The 16,400-nt window shown below is 71.6% G+C and carries 15 protein-coding genes; 12 read left to right on the top strand and 3 right to left on the bottom strand.

The window, feature by feature from the left end:
• Positions 1 to 36 precede the first annotated feature (36 nt).
• The 5 genes from JNUCC0626_RS06295 to manD are packed head-to-tail and all read left to right on the top strand — an operon-like array spanning position 37 to position 5,326.
• A complete protein-coding gene (locus tag JNUCC0626_RS06295; RefSeq protein WP_394618711.1) occupies positions 37 to 1,086 on the top strand; it encodes an NAD-dependent epimerase/dehydratase family protein in 1,050 nt (349 codons plus the stop codon).
• Entirely contained in the window at positions 1,086 to 2,090 is a 1,005-nt protein-coding gene (locus tag JNUCC0626_RS06290; protein WP_394618710.1) for a dihydrodipicolinate synthase family protein, read from the top strand. Before JNUCC0626_RS06295 ends, JNUCC0626_RS06290 begins: the two co-directional genes overlap by 1 nt.
• On the top strand, positions 2,074 to 3,222 hold the full coding sequence (locus tag JNUCC0626_RS06285; RefSeq protein WP_394618709.1) for a mannitol dehydrogenase family protein: 1,149 nt from the start codon (positions 2,074 to 2,076) through the stop codon (positions 3,220 to 3,222). Before JNUCC0626_RS06290 ends, JNUCC0626_RS06285 begins: the two co-directional genes overlap by 17 nt.
• Positions 3,219 to 4,064 carry a LamG-like jellyroll fold domain-containing protein gene (locus tag JNUCC0626_RS06280; RefSeq protein WP_394618708.1) on the top strand — a complete coding sequence of 282 codons (846 nt, stop codon included), beginning with the start codon at positions 3,219 to 3,221 and terminating at the stop codon, positions 4,062 to 4,064. Before JNUCC0626_RS06285 ends, JNUCC0626_RS06280 begins: the two co-directional genes overlap by 4 nt.
• Positions 4,061 to 5,326, top strand: a complete 1,266-nt coding sequence (manD, locus tag JNUCC0626_RS06275; protein ID WP_394618707.1) for a D-mannonate dehydratase ManD — start codon at positions 4,061 to 4,063, stop codon at positions 5,324 to 5,326. The genes JNUCC0626_RS06280 and manD overlap by 4 nt, the downstream gene beginning before the upstream one ends.
• A gap of 138 nt (positions 5,327 to 5,464) precedes the next feature.
• Here the strand turns inward: manD and JNUCC0626_RS06270 are convergent, their stop codons facing one another.
• The 3 genes from JNUCC0626_RS06270 to JNUCC0626_RS06260 all read right to left on the bottom strand — a co-directional run bounded on the left by JNUCC0626_RS06270 (position 5,465) and on the right by JNUCC0626_RS06260 (position 7,154).
• Positions 5,465 to 5,968, bottom strand: coding sequence for a hypothetical protein (locus JNUCC0626_RS06270; RefSeq protein ID WP_394618706.1), 504 nt, complete (start codon positions 5,966 to 5,968; stop codon positions 5,465 to 5,467).
• Positions 5,958 to 6,821 (bottom strand): hypothetical protein, encoded by an 864-nt coding sequence (locus JNUCC0626_RS06265; protein ID WP_394618705.1) that lies wholly within the window; start codon positions 6,819 to 6,821, stop codon positions 5,958 to 5,960. The genes JNUCC0626_RS06270 and JNUCC0626_RS06265 overlap by 11 nt, the downstream gene beginning before the upstream one ends.
• Positions 6,822 to 6,968: 147 nt before the next feature.
• Positions 6,969 to 7,154, bottom strand: coding sequence for a hypothetical protein (locus tag JNUCC0626_RS06260; RefSeq protein ID WP_319974135.1), 186 nt, complete (start codon positions 7,152 to 7,154; stop codon positions 6,969 to 6,971).
• Between the two features lie 76 nt (positions 7,155 to 7,230).
• Between JNUCC0626_RS06260 and JNUCC0626_RS06255 the strand changes: the two genes are divergently transcribed.
• From JNUCC0626_RS06255 to JNUCC0626_RS06225, 7 genes are all read left to right on the top strand, one after another.
• Positions 7,231 to 7,566: an ArsR/SmtB family transcription factor gene (locus JNUCC0626_RS06255; protein ID WP_394618704.1), complete on the top strand. Its 336-nt coding sequence runs from the start codon at positions 7,231 to 7,233 to the stop codon at positions 7,564 to 7,566.
• A gap of 87 nt (positions 7,567 to 7,653) precedes the next feature.
• Positions 7,654 to 8,649 (top strand): zinc-dependent alcohol dehydrogenase family protein, encoded by a 996-nt coding sequence (locus JNUCC0626_RS06250; RefSeq protein ID WP_394618703.1) that lies wholly within the window; start codon positions 7,654 to 7,656, stop codon positions 8,647 to 8,649.
• A gap of 112 nt (positions 8,650 to 8,761) precedes the next feature.
• Complete coding sequence (locus JNUCC0626_RS06245; protein ID WP_394618702.1) at positions 8,762 to 10,357, top strand: trypsin-like serine peptidase; 1,596 nt, start codon at positions 8,762 to 8,764, stop codon at positions 10,355 to 10,357.
• Positions 10,354 to 12,561, top strand: coding sequence for a serine/threonine-protein kinase (locus JNUCC0626_RS06240; RefSeq protein ID WP_394618701.1), 2,208 nt, complete (start codon positions 10,354 to 10,356; stop codon positions 12,559 to 12,561). The genes JNUCC0626_RS06245 and JNUCC0626_RS06240 overlap by 4 nt, the downstream gene beginning before the upstream one ends.
• The gene (locus JNUCC0626_RS06235) at positions 12,558 to 13,991 is read left to right on the top strand and encodes a VWA domain-containing protein (RefSeq protein WP_394618700.1); all 1,434 of its coding nucleotides are present in this window, start codon (positions 12,558 to 12,560) and stop codon (positions 13,989 to 13,991) included. Before JNUCC0626_RS06240 ends, JNUCC0626_RS06235 begins: the two co-directional genes overlap by 4 nt.
• Complete coding sequence (locus tag JNUCC0626_RS06230; protein WP_394618699.1) at positions 13,988 to 15,115, top strand: hypothetical protein; 1,128 nt, start codon at positions 13,988 to 13,990, stop codon at positions 15,113 to 15,115. Before JNUCC0626_RS06235 ends, JNUCC0626_RS06230 begins: the two co-directional genes overlap by 4 nt.
• Positions 15,112 to 16,398, top strand: coding sequence for an ABC transporter substrate-binding protein (locus tag JNUCC0626_RS06225; protein WP_394618698.1), 1,287 nt, complete (start codon positions 15,112 to 15,114; stop codon positions 16,396 to 16,398). The genes JNUCC0626_RS06230 and JNUCC0626_RS06225 overlap by 4 nt, the downstream gene beginning before the upstream one ends.
• Positions 16,399 to 16,400: the final 2 nt, after the last annotated feature.

Genomic DNA, 16,400 nt, shown 5'->3' with positions numbered 1-16,400 from the left:
CTTCACGCTCCACCGTGCAAACGTTTGAATCGGAGGATGTTGATGCAGACCACCGCGCGGCCACCGGCTCCCGCAGACGAGAAACAGCTGGAGGACCTGCTTTCCGCGCCGCTCGACGGCGTGGGCACCGACCTGGCGGCACTCGGCGGTGACGTCGTGCTCCTCGGCGCGGGCGGCAAGATCGGCCCGACGATGACCGTGATGGCCAAGCGGGCGCTGGAGGCGGCGGGCTCGTCCGCGACCGTGCACGCCGTGTCGCGCTGGTCCGAAAAGGACACGCGGGAGTCGTTGGAGCAGCAGGGAATCCGCACGCACAGCGCCGAACTCGGTGACCCGTCGGCGTACGCGGGGCTACCCGACGCGGCCGGGGTGTTCTACCTCGCGGCCATGAAGTTCGGCACGACCGGGGCCGAGCACCGGATGTGGTGGACGAACGCCGCCGTGCCCGCGCTGGTGGCCTCGCGCTACCGCGGTGTGCCGACCGTCGTGTACTCCAGCGGCAACGTCTACCCGTTCACGCCGCTCGCCCACGGCGGCTGCACCGAGCAGGACGCCCCGGGGCCGCTCGGCGAGTACGCCCAGTCGTGTCTGGCCCGCGAACGGGTCTTCGCGGGCGCCTCCGAGCAGTGGGGCACGCCGTCGTTGATGTTCCGGCTGAACTACGCCTGCGAACTGCGGTACGGCGTGATCGCGGACATCGCCGCCCGGATCGCCGACGGCCGTCCGGTCGACGTGACCATGCCCGCGGTGAACGTGGTGTGGCAGCGGGACGTGTCGGCGTGGGCGCTGCGCAGCGTCCTGCTCGCGGACCCGTCGGCGCCGGTGCTCAACGCCACCGGTCCGGAGACGATCCCGGTGCGCCGCATCGCGTCGCTGCTCGGCGCGGCGATGGGCCGCGAGGTCGAGTTCACCGGCACTGAGGCCTCCGACGCGCTGCTCAACGACGCGGGCGACTGCTTCGCGCGGTTCGGCTACCCCAGCCTCGCCGCGAGGACGCTCATCGAGTGGACAGCGCGGTGGGTCGGGGCGGGCGGTCGTCAGCTGGGCAAGGCCACGAAGTTCGAGCAGCGCCAGGGGCGGTACTGATGACGACCGACGTGCGGGAACGACTGCTCGCGGGCGTCACGATCCCGGCGCACCCGCTGGCGCTGACCCCGGACCGCGCCTTCGACGAACGTGCCCAGCGCGCGCTGACCCGCTACTACCTGGCGTCCGAAGTGGACGGTCTGGCGGTCGGCGTGCACACCACCCAGTTCGAGCTGCACGACGACCCCGGGCTGTTCGCGGAAGTGCTGTCCCTGGCGGCGAGCACCGGGCCGTTGCTGGTGGCCGGTGTCATCGGCGACACCGCGCAGGCCGTCCGGGAGGCGGCGGTGGCGGCCGAGGCGGGTTATGACGCGGTGTTGCTGTGCCCCTTTGGGATGAGCGACTCCGGACCGGACGCCCAGCTCGACCGGGCCCGCGCGGTCGGCGAGGTGCTGCCCGTCATCGGGTTCGCGCTGCAGGAGGCGGTCGGCGGACGGCCGCTGCCCAAGTCGTACTGGAGCAGGCTGTTCGACCTGGACGCGGTCGTCGGTGTGAAGGCAGCACCGTTCGACCGCTACCGCACCAACGACATCGCCCGCGCCCTGGTCGAGCACGACCGGTGGGACCGGATCGCGCTGCTCACCGGCAACGACGACACCATCGTCGCCGACCTCGTGACACCGTGGCGCGCGGTGGTGGGCGGGCAGGAGCGGACGTTGCGGGTGGCGGGCGGGCTGCTCGGCCAGTGGGCGGTCGGGACGCGCGCGGCGGTCGCGGTGCGGCGCCGGGCCGTCGACCTGACCGGGGAACTGCTCGCGACCGGCGCCGACCTGGTCGAGGTGAACGCGGCGGTCTTCGACGTGGCGCACCGGTTCGCCGGGTGCGTGGCCGGGGTGAACGAGGTGCTGCGGCAACAGGGCCTGCTCGCGTCGTCGGCGTGCCTGGCTTCGGCCGAGGTGCTGTCGCCCGGCCAGGCCGACCTGATCGCCGACGCCCGGAAGCGGTTCCCGGCGTTGCTGGACGAGGACTTCGTGGAGGAGCACCGCGATGACTGGCTCCGCTGACCGCCCGCCGGTGCGGATCGTCCACATCGGACTTGGCGCGTTCCACCGCGCGCACCAGGTGTGGTTCACCCAGTTCGGTGACCCGGAGTGGGGCGTGGCGGCGTTCAGCGGCCGGTCGGCCCGGCTGGCGGAGACGCTGGCGGCCCAGGACTGCCGCTACACCCTCGTCGAACGGGGCCCTGAGTTCGACGCGCACCACCGGATGTCCTCGCTCGTCGCCGCGTACGGCGCGGACCGGCAGGACGTGCTCGACCGGCTGGTGGCCGGTCCCGACGTGGCCGTGGTGACGCTGACCATCACCGAGGCGGGCTACGCGGACCCGGCCGCACCCCGGCGGCTCGTCCAGGCGCTGGACGCCCGGCGGCGCTCCGGTGCCGGGCCGATCGCGGTGGTGCCGTGCGACAACGTGCTCGCGAACGGCGCACGCGCCCGGTCGGCGTTGCTGGCGCAGGCGGACGACGACCTGGCGCGCTGGATCGACGGGCACGTGTCCTTCGTGGACACGGTGTCGGACCGGATCACGCCGGCCACCACGGCGGACGACGTCGCCCGGCTCGCCGCACTCGGCGTCGAGGACCGCGCGCCCGTGGTCACCGAACCGTTCGCCGAGTGGGTGCTGGCCGGGGGCTTCCCCGCCGGGCGTCCCGCGTGGGAGCGGGCCGGGGCCGTGTTCACCGAGGACGTCCGGCCGTTCGAGCGGCGCAAGCTGAGGCTGCTCAACGGCGCCCACCTGCTGCTGGCCCTGGCCGGTCTCGCGCGCGGGCACGCCGCGGTGGCGGACGCGATGACCGACCCGGTGCTCACCGAACACCTGGAGGAGTACTGGGCCGTCGCGTCCCGGGGTGTGCCGGAAGCCGAGGAGTACGTGCGGCAGTTGCGCGTCCGGTTCACCAACGGCCGCATCCGGCACGCGCTCGCCCAGATCGCGCTGGACGCCGAGAACAAGCTCCGCGAACGGATCGTGCCGCTGGTGCGGGAGTTGCTCGCGGATGGCGTCGACCCCGGCCCAGCACTGCGGGTCGTCGACGCCTGGCTCGTCCACTCAGGACAGAACACCGACTCGCTGGACCGCCTCGCACCCGGCTGGGCGGCCGACCCCCGGATCCACCACGACGGAAGGTGCAGATCATGAGAAGGTTGCTCGTCGCCGTCACCGCCATCGCTCTTCTCACAGGCCTCTCCCCTGCCGCTTCAGCACGTCCGGTGCACTGCGGGTACGACGCCGCCGTGCTCGCGGACTCCCCGGTCGCCTACTGGCGCATGTCCGGCGGTTCGTCCGAAAAGGACGCCAGTGGCCACGGCCGCACCGGCACCTACGCGGGCGGCCGTTCGGTCGCGTTCCTGCCCAACGGTGACCGGGCCACCGACTTCGACGGCGCCACGGGCTACCTCCAGGTGCCCGGCAGCGACGCGCTGAGCCCCGCCACCACCGGCGCGTTCACCCTGGAGGCGTGGATGCGGCCCGACACGCTGGAGTTCCCGCACGCCGAGTCGACCGGGTACGTGCACTGGATGGGCAAGGGCGCGCCGGGCCAGCACGAGTACGTCGCGCGGATGTACTCGCAGACCAACGCCGAGAACCGCCCCAACCGGATCTCCGGCTACGCCTTCAACCGCGACGGTGGCCTGGGCGCGGGTTCCTACTTCCAGGACGCGGTCGTCGCGGGGCAGTGGATCCACTACGCCCTCGTGATCAACCCGGCGGCCGTCAGCGCCGAGTACCCGCACGGGTACGTCAAGGTCTACCGCGACGGCGTCCTGCGCGACCAGGACCAGCTCGTGATCCGCGACGTCGTCATCACGCCCGAGGGCGGCACCGCGCCGTTCCGGGTGGGAACCAGGGACTTCGGCTCGTGGTTCGCTGGCGCCGTCGGCAAGGTCGCCGTCTACGACCGGGAACTGCCCGCCACGCGCATCGCCGCGCACACCACCGCCATGACCACCACGTCCCAGCACCGGGGGTTCTCTCGATGACCGACGACAACGGCACGCGGATCGTCTCCGCCGAGGTCCTGGTGTCCTCGCCAGGCCGCAACTTCGTGACGCTGCGGCTGCGCACGGCCGACGGCGTGACCGGCCTCGGCGACGCCACGGTCAACGGCCGCGAGCTGTCCGTCGTGTCCTACCTGCAGGACCACGTGACGCCGTTGCTGATCGGCCGCGACGCGCACGCGATCGAGGACACCTGGCAGTACCTGTACCGCGGCGCCTACTGGCGTCGCGGCCCGATCACCATGGCGGCCATCGCCGCCGTCGACACGGCGTTGTGGGACATCAAGGCGAAGATGGCCGGAATGCCGCTCTACCAACTGCTCGGCGGCCGCAGCCGGCGCGGTTGTCTGACCTACGGCCACGCCAGCGGCGCCGAGCTGCTGGAGCTGTTCGACTCCATCCGCGCGCACCTCGACCAGGGCTACCGCGCCATCCGCGTCCAGACCGGAGTGCCCGGACTCGGCTCGGTCTACGGCGTCGCGTCCAGCGCGAACGCCGCGGTGGGCTCCGGCGCGACGTCCCGCTACGACCACGAACCCGCCCGCCGCGCGGCCGTCCCGGTCGAGGAGGAGTGGGACACGAGGGCCTACCTGCGGCACGCCCCGCGCGTGTTCGAGGCCGTCCGCGCCGAGTTCGGCCCGGAACTCCCGCTGCTGCACGACGCCCACCACCGGCTGACCCCGATCCAGGCCGCGAAGCTCGGCAAGGAGCTCGAACCGTACGACCTGTTCTGGCTGGAGGACGTCACCCCGGCCGAGAACACGGCCGTGCTGCGCCGGGTCCGCGAGCACACCACCACACCGCTCGCCATCGGTGAGGTGTTCAACACGATCTGGGACTACCGCGAACTGTTCGAGGAACAGCTGATCGACTACGTCCGCTCCCCCGTCACCCACGCGGGCGGCATCACGGCGCTGCGCCGCATCTTCGACTACGCCGCCGTCTACCAGATCAAGTCCGGTGTGCACGGCCCGACCGACATCTCCCCGGTCGGCCTCGCCGCGGCGCTGCACCTCGGCGTCGCGATCCCGAACTTCGGCATCCAGGAGTACATGAAGCACACCGAGGCCACCGACCAGGTCTTCCGCCCCACGTACAGCTTCACCGACGGCCTGCTCGCCCCGTCCGACGAACCGGGCCTGGGCGTGGAGCACGACGACGCGGAAGCGGACCGCCACCCGTACTCCCGCGCCTACCTGCCGGTGAACCGGCTCAAGCTGGACGGGTCGATGCACGACTGGTGAGCACGCCGGCCGCCACCGGCGCGACGAGGTCGGTCACCCCGCCCAACAGGCCGGGTGAATCGCCCTCGTCGGCACTCGCGCCCCTGCGGACAGGAGACCTGCACATCGAGGTGTTCGAAACCCAAACAGATGCGGTCTTCAGCCGAGAAGTTGCACGCGATGCACCGCGTGGTCGCCGGGCCAAGTCCGCCGCGTCCCGCCGCGAAAGTCCACCTCGACGTCCTCGCCGACGGTCACCGCCACCACCTGGCCGACCGGCCCGATCGAGCCGTGCAGCCGGACGTGATCTCCCGGCGACAGCGCGCCGACCGGCACGGTCCCGAGGTTGCGCGCCGGGGACGCGGGCTTGAGCCGCGTCGTGAACAACCACCACGCACCGCCGCACGCCACCGGCGTCAGCAGCACGACGACTCCGGCGGCCACGGGATCGGCGCGCACCAGGGCGGCCGCGACCACGACCGCTCCCAGCAGGCCCACCAGCGCGGCGACGAGCACCGAGCTCACCGGGTGGTGGCCGACCTGGAGCCAGCCCGTCGTGCGGACCCAGCCACCGGGCGTCAGGCCTCGTGGGGTGCGCTCGTCCTCCGGCTCGGAAGCGGGTGCGACCTTGCTGAACAGGTCGACCTCGTCGTCAGTCCGCACGTCGCCACCTCAACTGGTTCTTGCCGTTGCGGGAGCAGACGATCTCGTAGCCGTCCTTGGTCGTCCGGCGCGCGCCCTCGAAGAGACACGGTCGGCCCAGCCTGAAGTCGTCCCACTCCTCGTCCGGCGGTTCCGGCTCGGTGGTCGTGGGCACCGGCGCGGGAGGAGGTGGCGGAGCAGGCTCCGTGGTGGTCGTGACCGTTGTCGTAGTAGTTGAACTCGGCACGGCGGAGGTCGTCGGCGCCACGGAGACGGTCGTCGTCACGCCGCCGGGCACGCAGCCGGCCGTCCACAGCCCGAGGCGCCCCAGCCGTGCGGCGGACTCGTCGGACGCCAGGTCGCCGCGCGCCGTCAGGTCGGCCTGCACGGCGCCGCCGCTCACCACGGTCCGCGCGTAGTCCGCGCCGTCCGGCAGTTCGACGTCGACCAGGATCCGATCGCTCCCGGACGCGTCCTCCCGCTTCACCACGAGCCGCACGTCCTTGCCGAGCAACAACTCCTGGGCGGCGGCGCGCGACTGCGCCACCCAGCAGTCCGACACCGGCCTCACCCCGGCGACGCGGGCCCGCACGACACGTCCGCTGACGGGCTCCGCGCCCTCGAACAGGTCCACCTCGGACACCGAACTCACGGTCACCTGCAGTGCGTCGCCCCGGAACCCGCTCGCCTCGTGCGCGCCGTTCCCCCGGTTTCGCGAGGGGTCGTCACCGCTGAACGCGACCGCGCCGGTGGCGGCCAGCGCCGTGACGACGCCGAGGCATCCGATCGCGAGCCGTGCGGGCTGGCTGGTGCGCCACCAGAAGCGGCGGACGGCTCCCGCCTCGGGAGCGGCGGAGTCGGCTGTGCTGGGCAATGGCGTTCCCCCGGCGTCGGACAATCCGTGACACAAATGAGCGTTCCGTTCTCCGACTAGATACGGGCCGAAGACCAGAACGTTCATTCACAGATTTCGCCGTCTTTCACAGACCAGCCGGATCAGTGATTGACGGCGCACGCTCCGTCACTTCTTCTTGGGCCACGGAATCAGCATCATCACGCCCGCGCTGGCGCACAGCAGCCCGATCGTCGTCCACAGCTGCTGCCCCGTCATGAAACTGCCCTTGAGGTAGCCCAGCCCCTGGGCAGTCCACACGCCGCCGACCAGCAACAGCACGATTCCGAGCCCGACCAGCAGTTTTCTGCTCATGACCGGGAAGGCTACCGACCCCCGAACGTTCGATCGCGGTCGTACCATGAACGTCGCCCGATCTTGAGGAGGCACCGTGGCACGTCCCCGCACCACCCCGCGGACCGTGGAGCACCCGGACCTGGCCGAGGTCACGTTGCAGCAGGCCCTGGAAGCCCTGGCGGACCCGGTGCGGCGCATGGTCGTGAGCCAACTGGCGCGGGAGGGCGGCGAGAAGGGCTGCGGCACGTTCGACACGCCGGTCTCGGACTCCACCCTCACCCACCACTTCGCCGTGCTGCGCGAGGCGGGCGTGATCCGGCAGCATTACAGGGGCACGACCAAGCTGAACTCGCTGCGCACCGAGGACATGGAGGCGAGGTTCCCCGGTCTGCTGCCCGCCGTCGTCACCGCCGCGGAGGCCGAGTCCTAACTTTGATGATGGTCAAAGTTTGACGCCCTTCAAACTTTGGGGCAGGGTGGGCGACACTGCTCACCGACCCCGAAGGGCGGCCTCCTCGTGGCCAGACACGTGCGGTTCGACCGGCTCGGCGGCCCCGAGGTGCTGGCGCTCCACGACGTCGAGGTGGGCGAGCCCGCGGCGGGCGAGGTGCGCGTCCGAGTGGACGCGATCGGCCTGAACCGAGCCGAGATCATGTTCCGCGAGGGCGTCTACTACGAACAGCCGACCTTCCCCGCCACCCTCGGCTACGAGGCCGCAGGCGTCGTCGAAGCCATCGGCGAGGGCGTCTCACACCTGACCGAGGGCGACCCGATCGCCGTCGTGCCGGCCTTCTCCCAGAACAGCTACGGCACCTACGGCGACCACGTGATCGTGCCCGCCTCCGCTGTCGTCCCCCGCCCGCCGAACGTCGGCGCCGTGCAGGCCGCCGCCGTCTGGATGGCCTACATCACCGCGTACGGACCGCTGTTCGAGTCCGGCGAGGTCCGCCCCGGCGACCCCGTGCTGATCAGCGCCGCCGCGAGCAGCGTCGGCCAGGCCGCCGTCCAGATCGCCCGCCACATCGGCGCGGTCCCGATCGCCACCACCCGCGACGCGTCGAAGCGCCAACGCCTCCTCGACGCGGGCGCCGCCCACGTCATCGTCACGAGCGACGAGGACCTGCCCACGCGCGTCAAGGAGATCACCGGCGGCGAGGGCGTCCGCCTGGCGTTCGACCCGATCGCGGGCCCCGGCGTCGAAACCATCGCGCAGGCCATCGCCCCCGGCGGGCACCTCGTGGTCTACGGCGCCCTCGACCCGCGCCCCACTCCTCTGCCGAACGCGAGCAGCTACCCGCAGCTCACCAGCCGCACGTACTCGATGCACTCGATCAGCAGGGACCCCGAACGCCTGCGCCGAGCCGTGGCGTTCGTCAACGCGGGACTCGCCACCGGGTCGTTCAGGCCGGTCGTGGACCGCACGTTCGACCTCACCGAGATCGTGGACGCGCATCGGCACATGGAGGCGAGCAACCACATCGGCAAGGTCGTCGTGACCGTGTCCCACTCCTAGTCCACGCAAGGAAAATTCCATCCGGCGGCGCCTGGCCGTCTCTTTGGTCCATACGAGCGATTGACGACCAACTGGCCCCGAACGTCCCAAGATCCGACTTAGTGTCGGTCGCGTGGTCGATCACATGCCCGACGACGAGCCGTGGCGGGTGCGCGTGCTCGACGCCGACGGCGGGGTTCTCGGCGCGGGCGTGCTGCTCGGCGAGACGCATGTGCTGACCTGCGCGCATGTGGTGCCCGAGGGCGCGGACCACGTCTTCGTCGACCGGATGCGCGGGGCCGCCGTGCGCGCCGACGTCAGGCAGGAGCACTTCGTGCCTCCGCTCGAGGACCGGCGGGGTGACGTCGCGTTGCTGGATCTCGTGGGGCCCGTCGAGGGTGCGGGCGCGATGCTGCGCCGGACCGCGTTGCGCCGGAACCTCGTGGTGCGCACGGCCGGGTTTCCCGGGCCCGTGCACGACGGGGTGTCGGTGCTCGCGCGGCTCGCCGGGCGGGGTGGGCCCGGGCACGAGTGGGTGCAGCTCAACCGCGACTCCGCCAACGAATATCCCGTGACCAGCGGGTTCAGCGGCGCCGGGGTGGTGGAGGACGCGGACGGCAGGCGGGCGGTCATCGGGATCGTGGTCGGCGAGTTCGCCAACGACGTCGCACACCTCGCCTGGATGATTCCCGTCGAGACGATTCTGGTGCATCTGCCCGGGGTGGCGCGGTGGGCCGTGGGGGGTGCACCGCTCGACGACGGGTTCGTCGGGACGCCGGACGTCGAGCAGGTCGGGCTGGCGCGGGCGCTGGCCGGGTGGCTCGATCGGCACCACTCGCGCGATGTCGTGATGGTGGTGGTGGGGCGTGATCGCGAGGTGTTGCACCGCGCGGTCGGGCTGTCCACTGTGGAGTCACGGCCGGAAAACAGCAGCGCGCCCAAGGGAACCGTGCCCGCGGTCGGGAGTGTCGATCTCGCCATCGCCGCGTCCCACCAGACCGTCGAGCAGGTGTCCCGGCGGATCATCGACCGCGCCGGGGTCGAACCGGACGAGAGCAGCACTCCCAGCGAGCAGGTGCGGGCGGGGACGCCGCCGATGACCGTCGTGATCGACGGGGTGGACGACGCCGAGCAGCCCGAGGTGTTGTTGCAGGAGGTCCTGAAGCCTCTCGTCGAGCAGGGGTCACGGGTGGTGCTCGGGTTCCGGCGCGAGTCGTCGCCGAGTCTCACGGCGGCGCGGTCGTGGGAGCTCGGTTCGCTCACCGGGCGGCTGGACCACATCAACGATGAGATCAAGGTGCTTGCGGCGCAAGAGGAACTGCTGGATCGGCACCACCGCGAGGTCGTGCACCGCGCGGCCGGGTTGCGGATGCGGCTGGTTCGGTTGCGGGCCGCGGTCGGGCGGCTGGACGCGCAGTCGGTGCGGCCGTTGCTGGAGGAGACCGAGGGCTCGCTCGCCAGGGCCTCGCGGCGCACCGGGCAGGCGGCGCGGGCGGTGGAGGAGCTGCTGGAGAGACGGCGGGAGGCGGCTGGGCTGCTCAACGCCTACCAGGCCAAGGCCGACGGCGGTGGCCTGGTCGAGGACACCGGACTCGCCGGGCTGTACCGGCGGGCGCATGACCTGCTGGCGCGCGGGCTCGACGATGTGCAACCAGCTGAGGAAGCCGTGCGCGGGTACGGGGCCGCGGTCCGGCAGGCGCTCGGCGAAAAGAGAGGGGAACGGCGGTGACGGCGTGCAACCGGCCGGGGTGCGGCGGCACGGTGCGGGCCACGGGCTTCTGCGGCACGTGCTGGCTGCGGCCGTTGTCCGAGGAGGCCCTCGCGGAGGTGACGGCGGTGTCGGCCACCTCCGTCGTGAGCGGGTCGAACGGTGATCCGCTCGCGTTGCCGGTGTTCGAGTTCCCCGATCCGTCGAGCAGGATCCTCAACGACACCACCATCCCCGAGGAGAACCGCAAGTGTCCCGGCGAGAACTGCGGGGCGCCGGTCGGTCGCGGCTACGCGGGGCAGCCCGCCATCAGCGAGGGGTTCTGCCCCGCCTGCGGGCACCCCTACTCGTTCCTGCCGAACCTGCACGAGGGTGACCTGGTCGACGGCCAGTACGAGGTGATCGGCTGCTTCGCGCGCGGCGGGCTCGGCTGGGTGTACCTGGCGCGGGACCGGCGACTGGACGACCACCTGGTCGTCCTCAAAGGACTGATCGACCTGCGGTACGCGGCGCTCGCGACGGCCGAGCGGCGCGCGATGACCATGATGGACCACAAGAACATCGTGCGGATCCTCAACTTCGTCGCGCACCCCGACAGCGCAGGCAAGCAGCGCGAGTACATCGTGATGGAGTACGTCGACGGGCTCACGTTGCGCGAGGCCACCCGGCAACGCGCGCTCGGCACGGAGCCGTTGCGGGTCGAGCACGTCATCTTCTGCGTGCTGCAGGTGCTGGAGGCGATGGAGTACCTGCACCGGCGCGGCTACCTGTACTGCGACATGAAGCCCGACAACGTGATCGTCCGGCCGGGGCACCACGGCGAGGAGGACCGGGTCAAGGTCATCGACCTCGGCGCGGTGCGCAAGGCCGACGACCGCGACAGCAGCCGGATCGGCACCAAGCCCTTCGAGGTCGACGAGGCGGAGTTCCAGGCACGCGGCCTGACCGTGCAGTCGGACGTCCACACCGTCGGCGTCACGCTGGAACGGCTGTACACCGGCACGTCCGACTGGCTGGACCAGCAGACGGGCGCGACCGACGAACACCTCGCGCTGGGACTGGAGTCCTTCAAACGGCTGATCGCCAGGGCCCGGCACGAGGACGCCGACCGGCGGTTCGACTCGGCCGCGCAGATGGCCGAGCAGCTCAGGGGAGTGCGGCGGGAGATCGCGTCACTGCGCGACGGCGTCGCCCGGCCCGAACCGTCGGCCGTCTTCGAAGCCACGGCCGCGCTGCTCGACTCCGGACTCGGTGACGTGCCCCCGTTGCACAGGTGGACGCGGCCCGACCGGTACAGCGGGACCGGCGTGCCGCTGCCCGACGGACGGCCGAGTGCCGCCGAGGTCGCGATCGGGCTGCCGGTGCCGCGGGTCGATCCGGTCGACGAGGCCGCCGAGTACCTCGCCGCCACCGGCACGTCGAACGCCCTGCGGTTGCTGGACAAGCTGGAGACCGCCGAGCTCACGACCGCGGAGAGCTGGTTCGCCCGCTGCCGGGCGCAGATCGAGATCGGACAGCTCGACCTCGCCGCGGCGAGCCTGCGCGAGGCCCGGTGCGCGGACGGCGACTGGCGGGCCACGTGGCATCGCGGGCTCCTCGCGCTCGCGCGGGGTGAGGTCGGCCAGGCCCGGCAGGAGTTCACCGCGGTGTACGACGCGCTGCCCGGCGAGGAGGCACCGAAGATCGCGCTCGGCTTCTGCGCCGAACACGAGGGCAAGCTCGAGCGGGCCCGTCGGCTCTACGAGGCGGTCTGGCGCCGGGACCGGTCGCAGGGCAGCGCCGCGTTCGGACTGACCAGGATCCGGCTGGCCGAGGGCGACCGGGCGGGCGCGGTGGCCGTGCTCGACGAGGTGCCCAGGGTGTCGCGGCACTTCGACGCCGCCGCCGTCGCGGCCGTGATCATCCTTTGTGGACGGCTGTCGTCCGGTACCCCGGAGGTCGCCGATCTGCGCGAGGCGGCCACGCGCCTGCCGTCGCTCTACCTCGACACCGACGGCCGCAACCGGCTCGTCACGATCCTGCGCGAAGCCGCGCTGCCGCTCGTCGGCGAGCCCGGTACCCGCCTCGACTCCGACGAGGTCTTCGGCTCCGCGCCCAGCGAGGACGGACTGCGGCGGTTGCTCGAGGAGTCGTACCGCGGCCTGGCCGGACAGGCGGAGAACGAGGACGAGCACGGCATTCTCATCGACCTGGCCAACACGATTCGCCCGAGGACGTGGTCATGACAGCGGACGCGCAACCGGCCTTCGGCCTCGCGGTGAGCCAGAACCCGTACCTGTTCGCCGGCGAGACCGAGATGCACGCGGTGCTCACCGTGACGACGCAGGGCCTCGAAGACCTGACCGGCGGCGAGATCCCCGAAGCCGCCGAGGTGATCGCCATCGACTGCTCCGGCTCGATGCACAGCCCTCCCACGAAGCTGCGAGCCGCGCAGGAGGCCACCGGCGCGGCGATCGACGCCCTGCGCGACGGAGCGTTCTTCGCCGTGGTCGAGGGCACGCACACGGCGCGCGTGATCTATCCGAAAGACGACGGACTCGTCGCGGCGACCGCCGAGACCAGGGCCGCAGCGAAACGGGCGGTGCGGCGCCTGACCGCGAGTGGCGGCACCGCCATGGGCTCGTGGCTGCGGCTGGCGGACCGGTTGCTGGCCGCGCGTCCGACGGCCGTGCGGCACGTCCTGCTGCTCACCGACGGCAAGAACGAGCACGAGACGTCCGCGGAGCTCGACCAGGTCCTCGCCGACTGCTCCGGCCGGTTCGTCTGCGACGCGCGCGGTGTGGGTGACGGCTGGGAACCCGAGGAGCTGCTGCGCATCGTGTCCGCGCTGAACGGCACGGCCGACGCCGTCCGGGAGGAGTCCGAACTCGCCGAGGACTTCACCGCGATCATGCGGGCCGCGATGCGCAAGGTCGTGCCGGAGTTGCTGATCCAGGTCGAGACCTCGCCGTTCGCCCGCGTGCGCTTCCTGCGTCAGACGTTCCCGACGCAGACGGACCTGACCGCGCTCGGCACGTCCACGGGCCCGCTGACCACCCTGTACCCCACAGGTTCCTGGGGTGAGGAGAGCCGGGACTTCCACGTCTGCCTGGACGTGCGGCCGGACGGGCTGGAACTGCTCGAGTACCAGATCGCCGAGGTCGCCCTGCTGCCTGTGCGCGCCGGACGCGAAACCGCGGCGGGCGACGTGCGGCCCATCGTCGCGCAGTGGACCGAGAACACCGTTCTCTCCAGCGTGATGGACTCGCGGGTCGCACACGCCACGAACCAGGCCGAGCTGGGCCGGGCGGTGATGGCGGGCTGCGAGGCGTACGACGAGGGCGACACCGAACGGGCGGCGCGGGAGTGGGGCAAGGCGGTGGCGCTGGCTTCCGCGCAACGCAACGAGAAGGTGCTCACCCGGCTGCACCGGCTGGTCGACGTCGTCGGCGATCCGGCACTCGGCGAGGTGCGCATCCGGACCGACCTGGACCTGCTCGACGTCAAGCTGAGCGAGGTCAGCCGGAGCCACGGCACGCGCGGCCCCGAGGCCGAACCGGATCCCGGCCCGCACCCGGCCGGCCCCGATCGCAGGTGCGAGCACTGCGGGTACGTCTCCTCCGCCCGCGCGAAGTTCTGCGAGGGCTGCGGCAGAACGTTCGAGGTGGGCGCATGACAGCCCTCGCTCGACCGGACGTCCGCTCCACCACCCGGCGCGGTCTGCTGCGGCTGCGCGCGGCGCTGCTCGGCGTGACCGCGCTGGTGCTGCTCTCGTCGTGGTACGCCTTCGACAACGTCCACGACACCATCGACACCGTGCGGGACCGCAGTGCCCCCGCTCTGCTGGAGGCCGCCGTCGCACGGTCCGCGCTCGCCGAGGCGGACTCGGTGGCCATCAGGAGCTTCAGCTCGGGCGAGGCCCAGCTGATCGGGCCGGGCGACCGCTACCAGAACCAGATCGCGGTGGCGAGCCAGGCCATCGCACAGGTCGCCGAGGACAACACCCTGGGCGAGGCCGGCAGCAAACAGCTGCGCGTGGTGGCGGGACTGGTCGTCGCGTACACCGGGTGGGTCGAGCAGGCCGACGCGCACTACCGGCAGGGTGGCGGGAGCACGTCGCTGGCCGCGGTCGACCTCTGGTACGCGTCCCGGCTGCTGCACGAACCGGAAAGCGGTGTGCTGGCCCAGTTCGACGAACTGGTGAAGGCCCAGCACGACGCGCTCGGCGGCCAGCTCTCGGGCAGCTCGACGACGTTCTGGCGGGGGCTGCTCGTCGCCGTGCCGATCCTCGCACTGCTCGTGCTTCTCGTTGTTGCGCAACGGTTTCTGCGTCACCGGTTCCGCCGGTCGTGGAACCTGCCGCTGGTGTTCGCAACGGTCGTGCTCGCCGGCTGCGGCGCGATCACGGTGTTCGGCGTCCTGGCGCAGCAGGAGGTGGAGACGGCCGCCGACGAACTGCGCCAGGTTACGTCCACTTGGGACGGACAGATCACCACGACCCGGGCCGAGGCGCAGGAGGAGTTGAAGAACCTCGTCACGAAGATCTGCGCCGCGGCCGACGGCGGGTGCGGCGACACGGTCGTCCGGTTCCTGTCCGACCTGCGGCAGACGGGCACGCCGGAACCGGTGCCGGACAAGGCCCTCACCGACGCGGCCAGGCACGTCAACGCCTCCGTCGCGGCGGCCGACGACTACTCGGGCCTGGAAACGCTCCTCCCGATCGGCGCCGTGCTGATCGGGCTGGCCGTGCTCCTCGGCCTCCACCCGCGCATCCAGGAATACAGGTACGAGCGACGATGATCCGACTGCTGATCGCGCTGGTCCTGCTGAGCGCGCTGCCCGCCTGCTCCAGCGCGGGCGCCGCGGGCAGGGTCCAGATCATGGCGTCCTGGACCGGCCAGGAGGAGCAGCGGTTCCTCGAAGTGCTGGCGGAGTTCGAGAAGGACGAGGACGTCGACGTCGAGTACGTCGGCACCCGCGCGCTGAGCCAGGTGCTCCAGTCCGAGGTGCGGCAGGGCACTCCCCCGGACATCGCCCTGCTGCCGAGTCCCGGCGAACTCGCGGCCTACGCACGCGACGGGCACCTCGTTCCGTTGGACGGCATCGTGCCCTCCGGCCAGGACCAGTACAGCGCCCAGTGGCTCGAACTCGAGAAGGTCTCGCTGGAGAACGGCGGCAAGCAGCGCTTCGCCGTCGCGGTCAAGGCCGACCTGAAGAGCGCGATCTGGTTCAACACCAAGGCGTTGCCCGGACCGAAGCCGCAGACCGGCGAGGAACTGCTGGCGCTGTCGAACGAACTCGCCGCGGGCGGCCGCACGCCGTGGTGCATGGGCCTCGGCGCCACCCCGGACTCCGGCTGGCCCGGCACCGACTGGATCGAGGACGTCCTGCTGCACCAGGCAGGTCCCGACGTCTACCGGCAGTGGGCGGCGAGCAAGCTGCCGTGGACGTCACCCGAGGTGCGCGCGGCGTGGACGACCTGGAGCCGGCTGGCCGGAGGCACGACCGTGCGCGGCGGCCCGAAGTCCGCGCTGCTGACGGACTTCGGCGACGCGGGCCGAGCCATGTTCGGCCCGCAGCCGGGATGTCTGCTCGACCACCAGGCGTCGTTCATCCTGGGCGTCTACCAGGGCTACGAGTCCTCCCCGAAGGTCGCGCAGGACTTCGACTTCTTCCCGTTCCCCGCCTTCGCCGGCAAGTCACCGGCCTCGGTCGTCTCGGCCGACCTGGCGGCAATGTTCACCGACACGCCCCAGGCCCGGAAGCTGATCAGCTACCTCGCTTCCGAGAAGGCGCAACGGATCTGGCCGCGCAACGGCGGCGCGTTCTCGACGAACCGCGAGGTCGGGACGTCGGAACACCGCGACGACGTCAGCAAGAAGATCGCCACGATCCTGACGTCGGACCAGTCCCTGTGCTTCGACGCCTCGGACCTGATGCCCCCGAAGATGCGCACCGCGTTCTACCGCGCGGTGCTCGAACACGTCGACGATCCGTCGCGGCTGGACTCGCTGCTGGAGAAGCTCGAGGTCGTCCGAGCCGGTGTGTCGGAAGAAGAACGGGTGGAGTTCCCGTGCCGATGAGG

Source organism: Lentzea sp. JNUCC 0626 (assembly GCF_043632865.1).
GTDB lineage: Bacteria > Actinomycetota > Actinomycetes > Mycobacteriales > Pseudonocardiaceae > Lentzea.
This window is presented reverse-complemented; position numbering and strand designations above follow the sequence as displayed.

Excerpts from the sequence above, each read along its gene's own strand:
- JNUCC0626_RS06295 (WP_394618711.1), top strand. The coding sequence starts at position 37 with ATGTTGATGCAGACCACCGCGCGGCCACCGGCTCCCGCAGACGAGAAA.
- JNUCC0626_RS06290 (WP_394618710.1), top strand. The coding sequence starts at position 1,086 with ATGACGACCGACGTGCGGGAACGACTGCTCGCGGGCGTCACGATCCCG.
- JNUCC0626_RS06285 (WP_394618709.1), top strand. The coding sequence starts at position 2,074 with ATGACTGGCTCCGCTGACCGCCCGCCGGTGCGGATCGTCCACATCGGA.
- JNUCC0626_RS06280 (WP_394618708.1), top strand. The coding sequence starts at position 3,219 with ATGAGAAGGTTGCTCGTCGCCGTCACCGCCATCGCTCTTCTCACAGGC.
- manD (WP_394618707.1), top strand. The coding sequence starts at position 4,061 with ATGACCGACGACAACGGCACGCGGATCGTCTCCGCCGAGGTCCTGGTG.
- JNUCC0626_RS06260 (WP_319974135.1), bottom strand. The coding sequence starts at position 7,154 with ATGAGCAGAAAACTGCTGGTCGGGCTCGGAATCGTGCTGTTGCTGGTC.
- JNUCC0626_RS06235 (WP_394618700.1), top strand. The coding sequence starts at position 12,558 with ATGACAGCGGACGCGCAACCGGCCTTCGGCCTCGCGGTGAGCCAGAAC.
- JNUCC0626_RS06230 (WP_394618699.1), top strand. The coding sequence starts at position 13,988 with ATGACAGCCCTCGCTCGACCGGACGTCCGCTCCACCACCCGGCGCGGT.
- JNUCC0626_RS06225 (WP_394618698.1), top strand. The coding sequence starts at position 15,112 with ATGATCCGACTGCTGATCGCGCTGGTCCTGCTGAGCGCGCTGCCCGCC.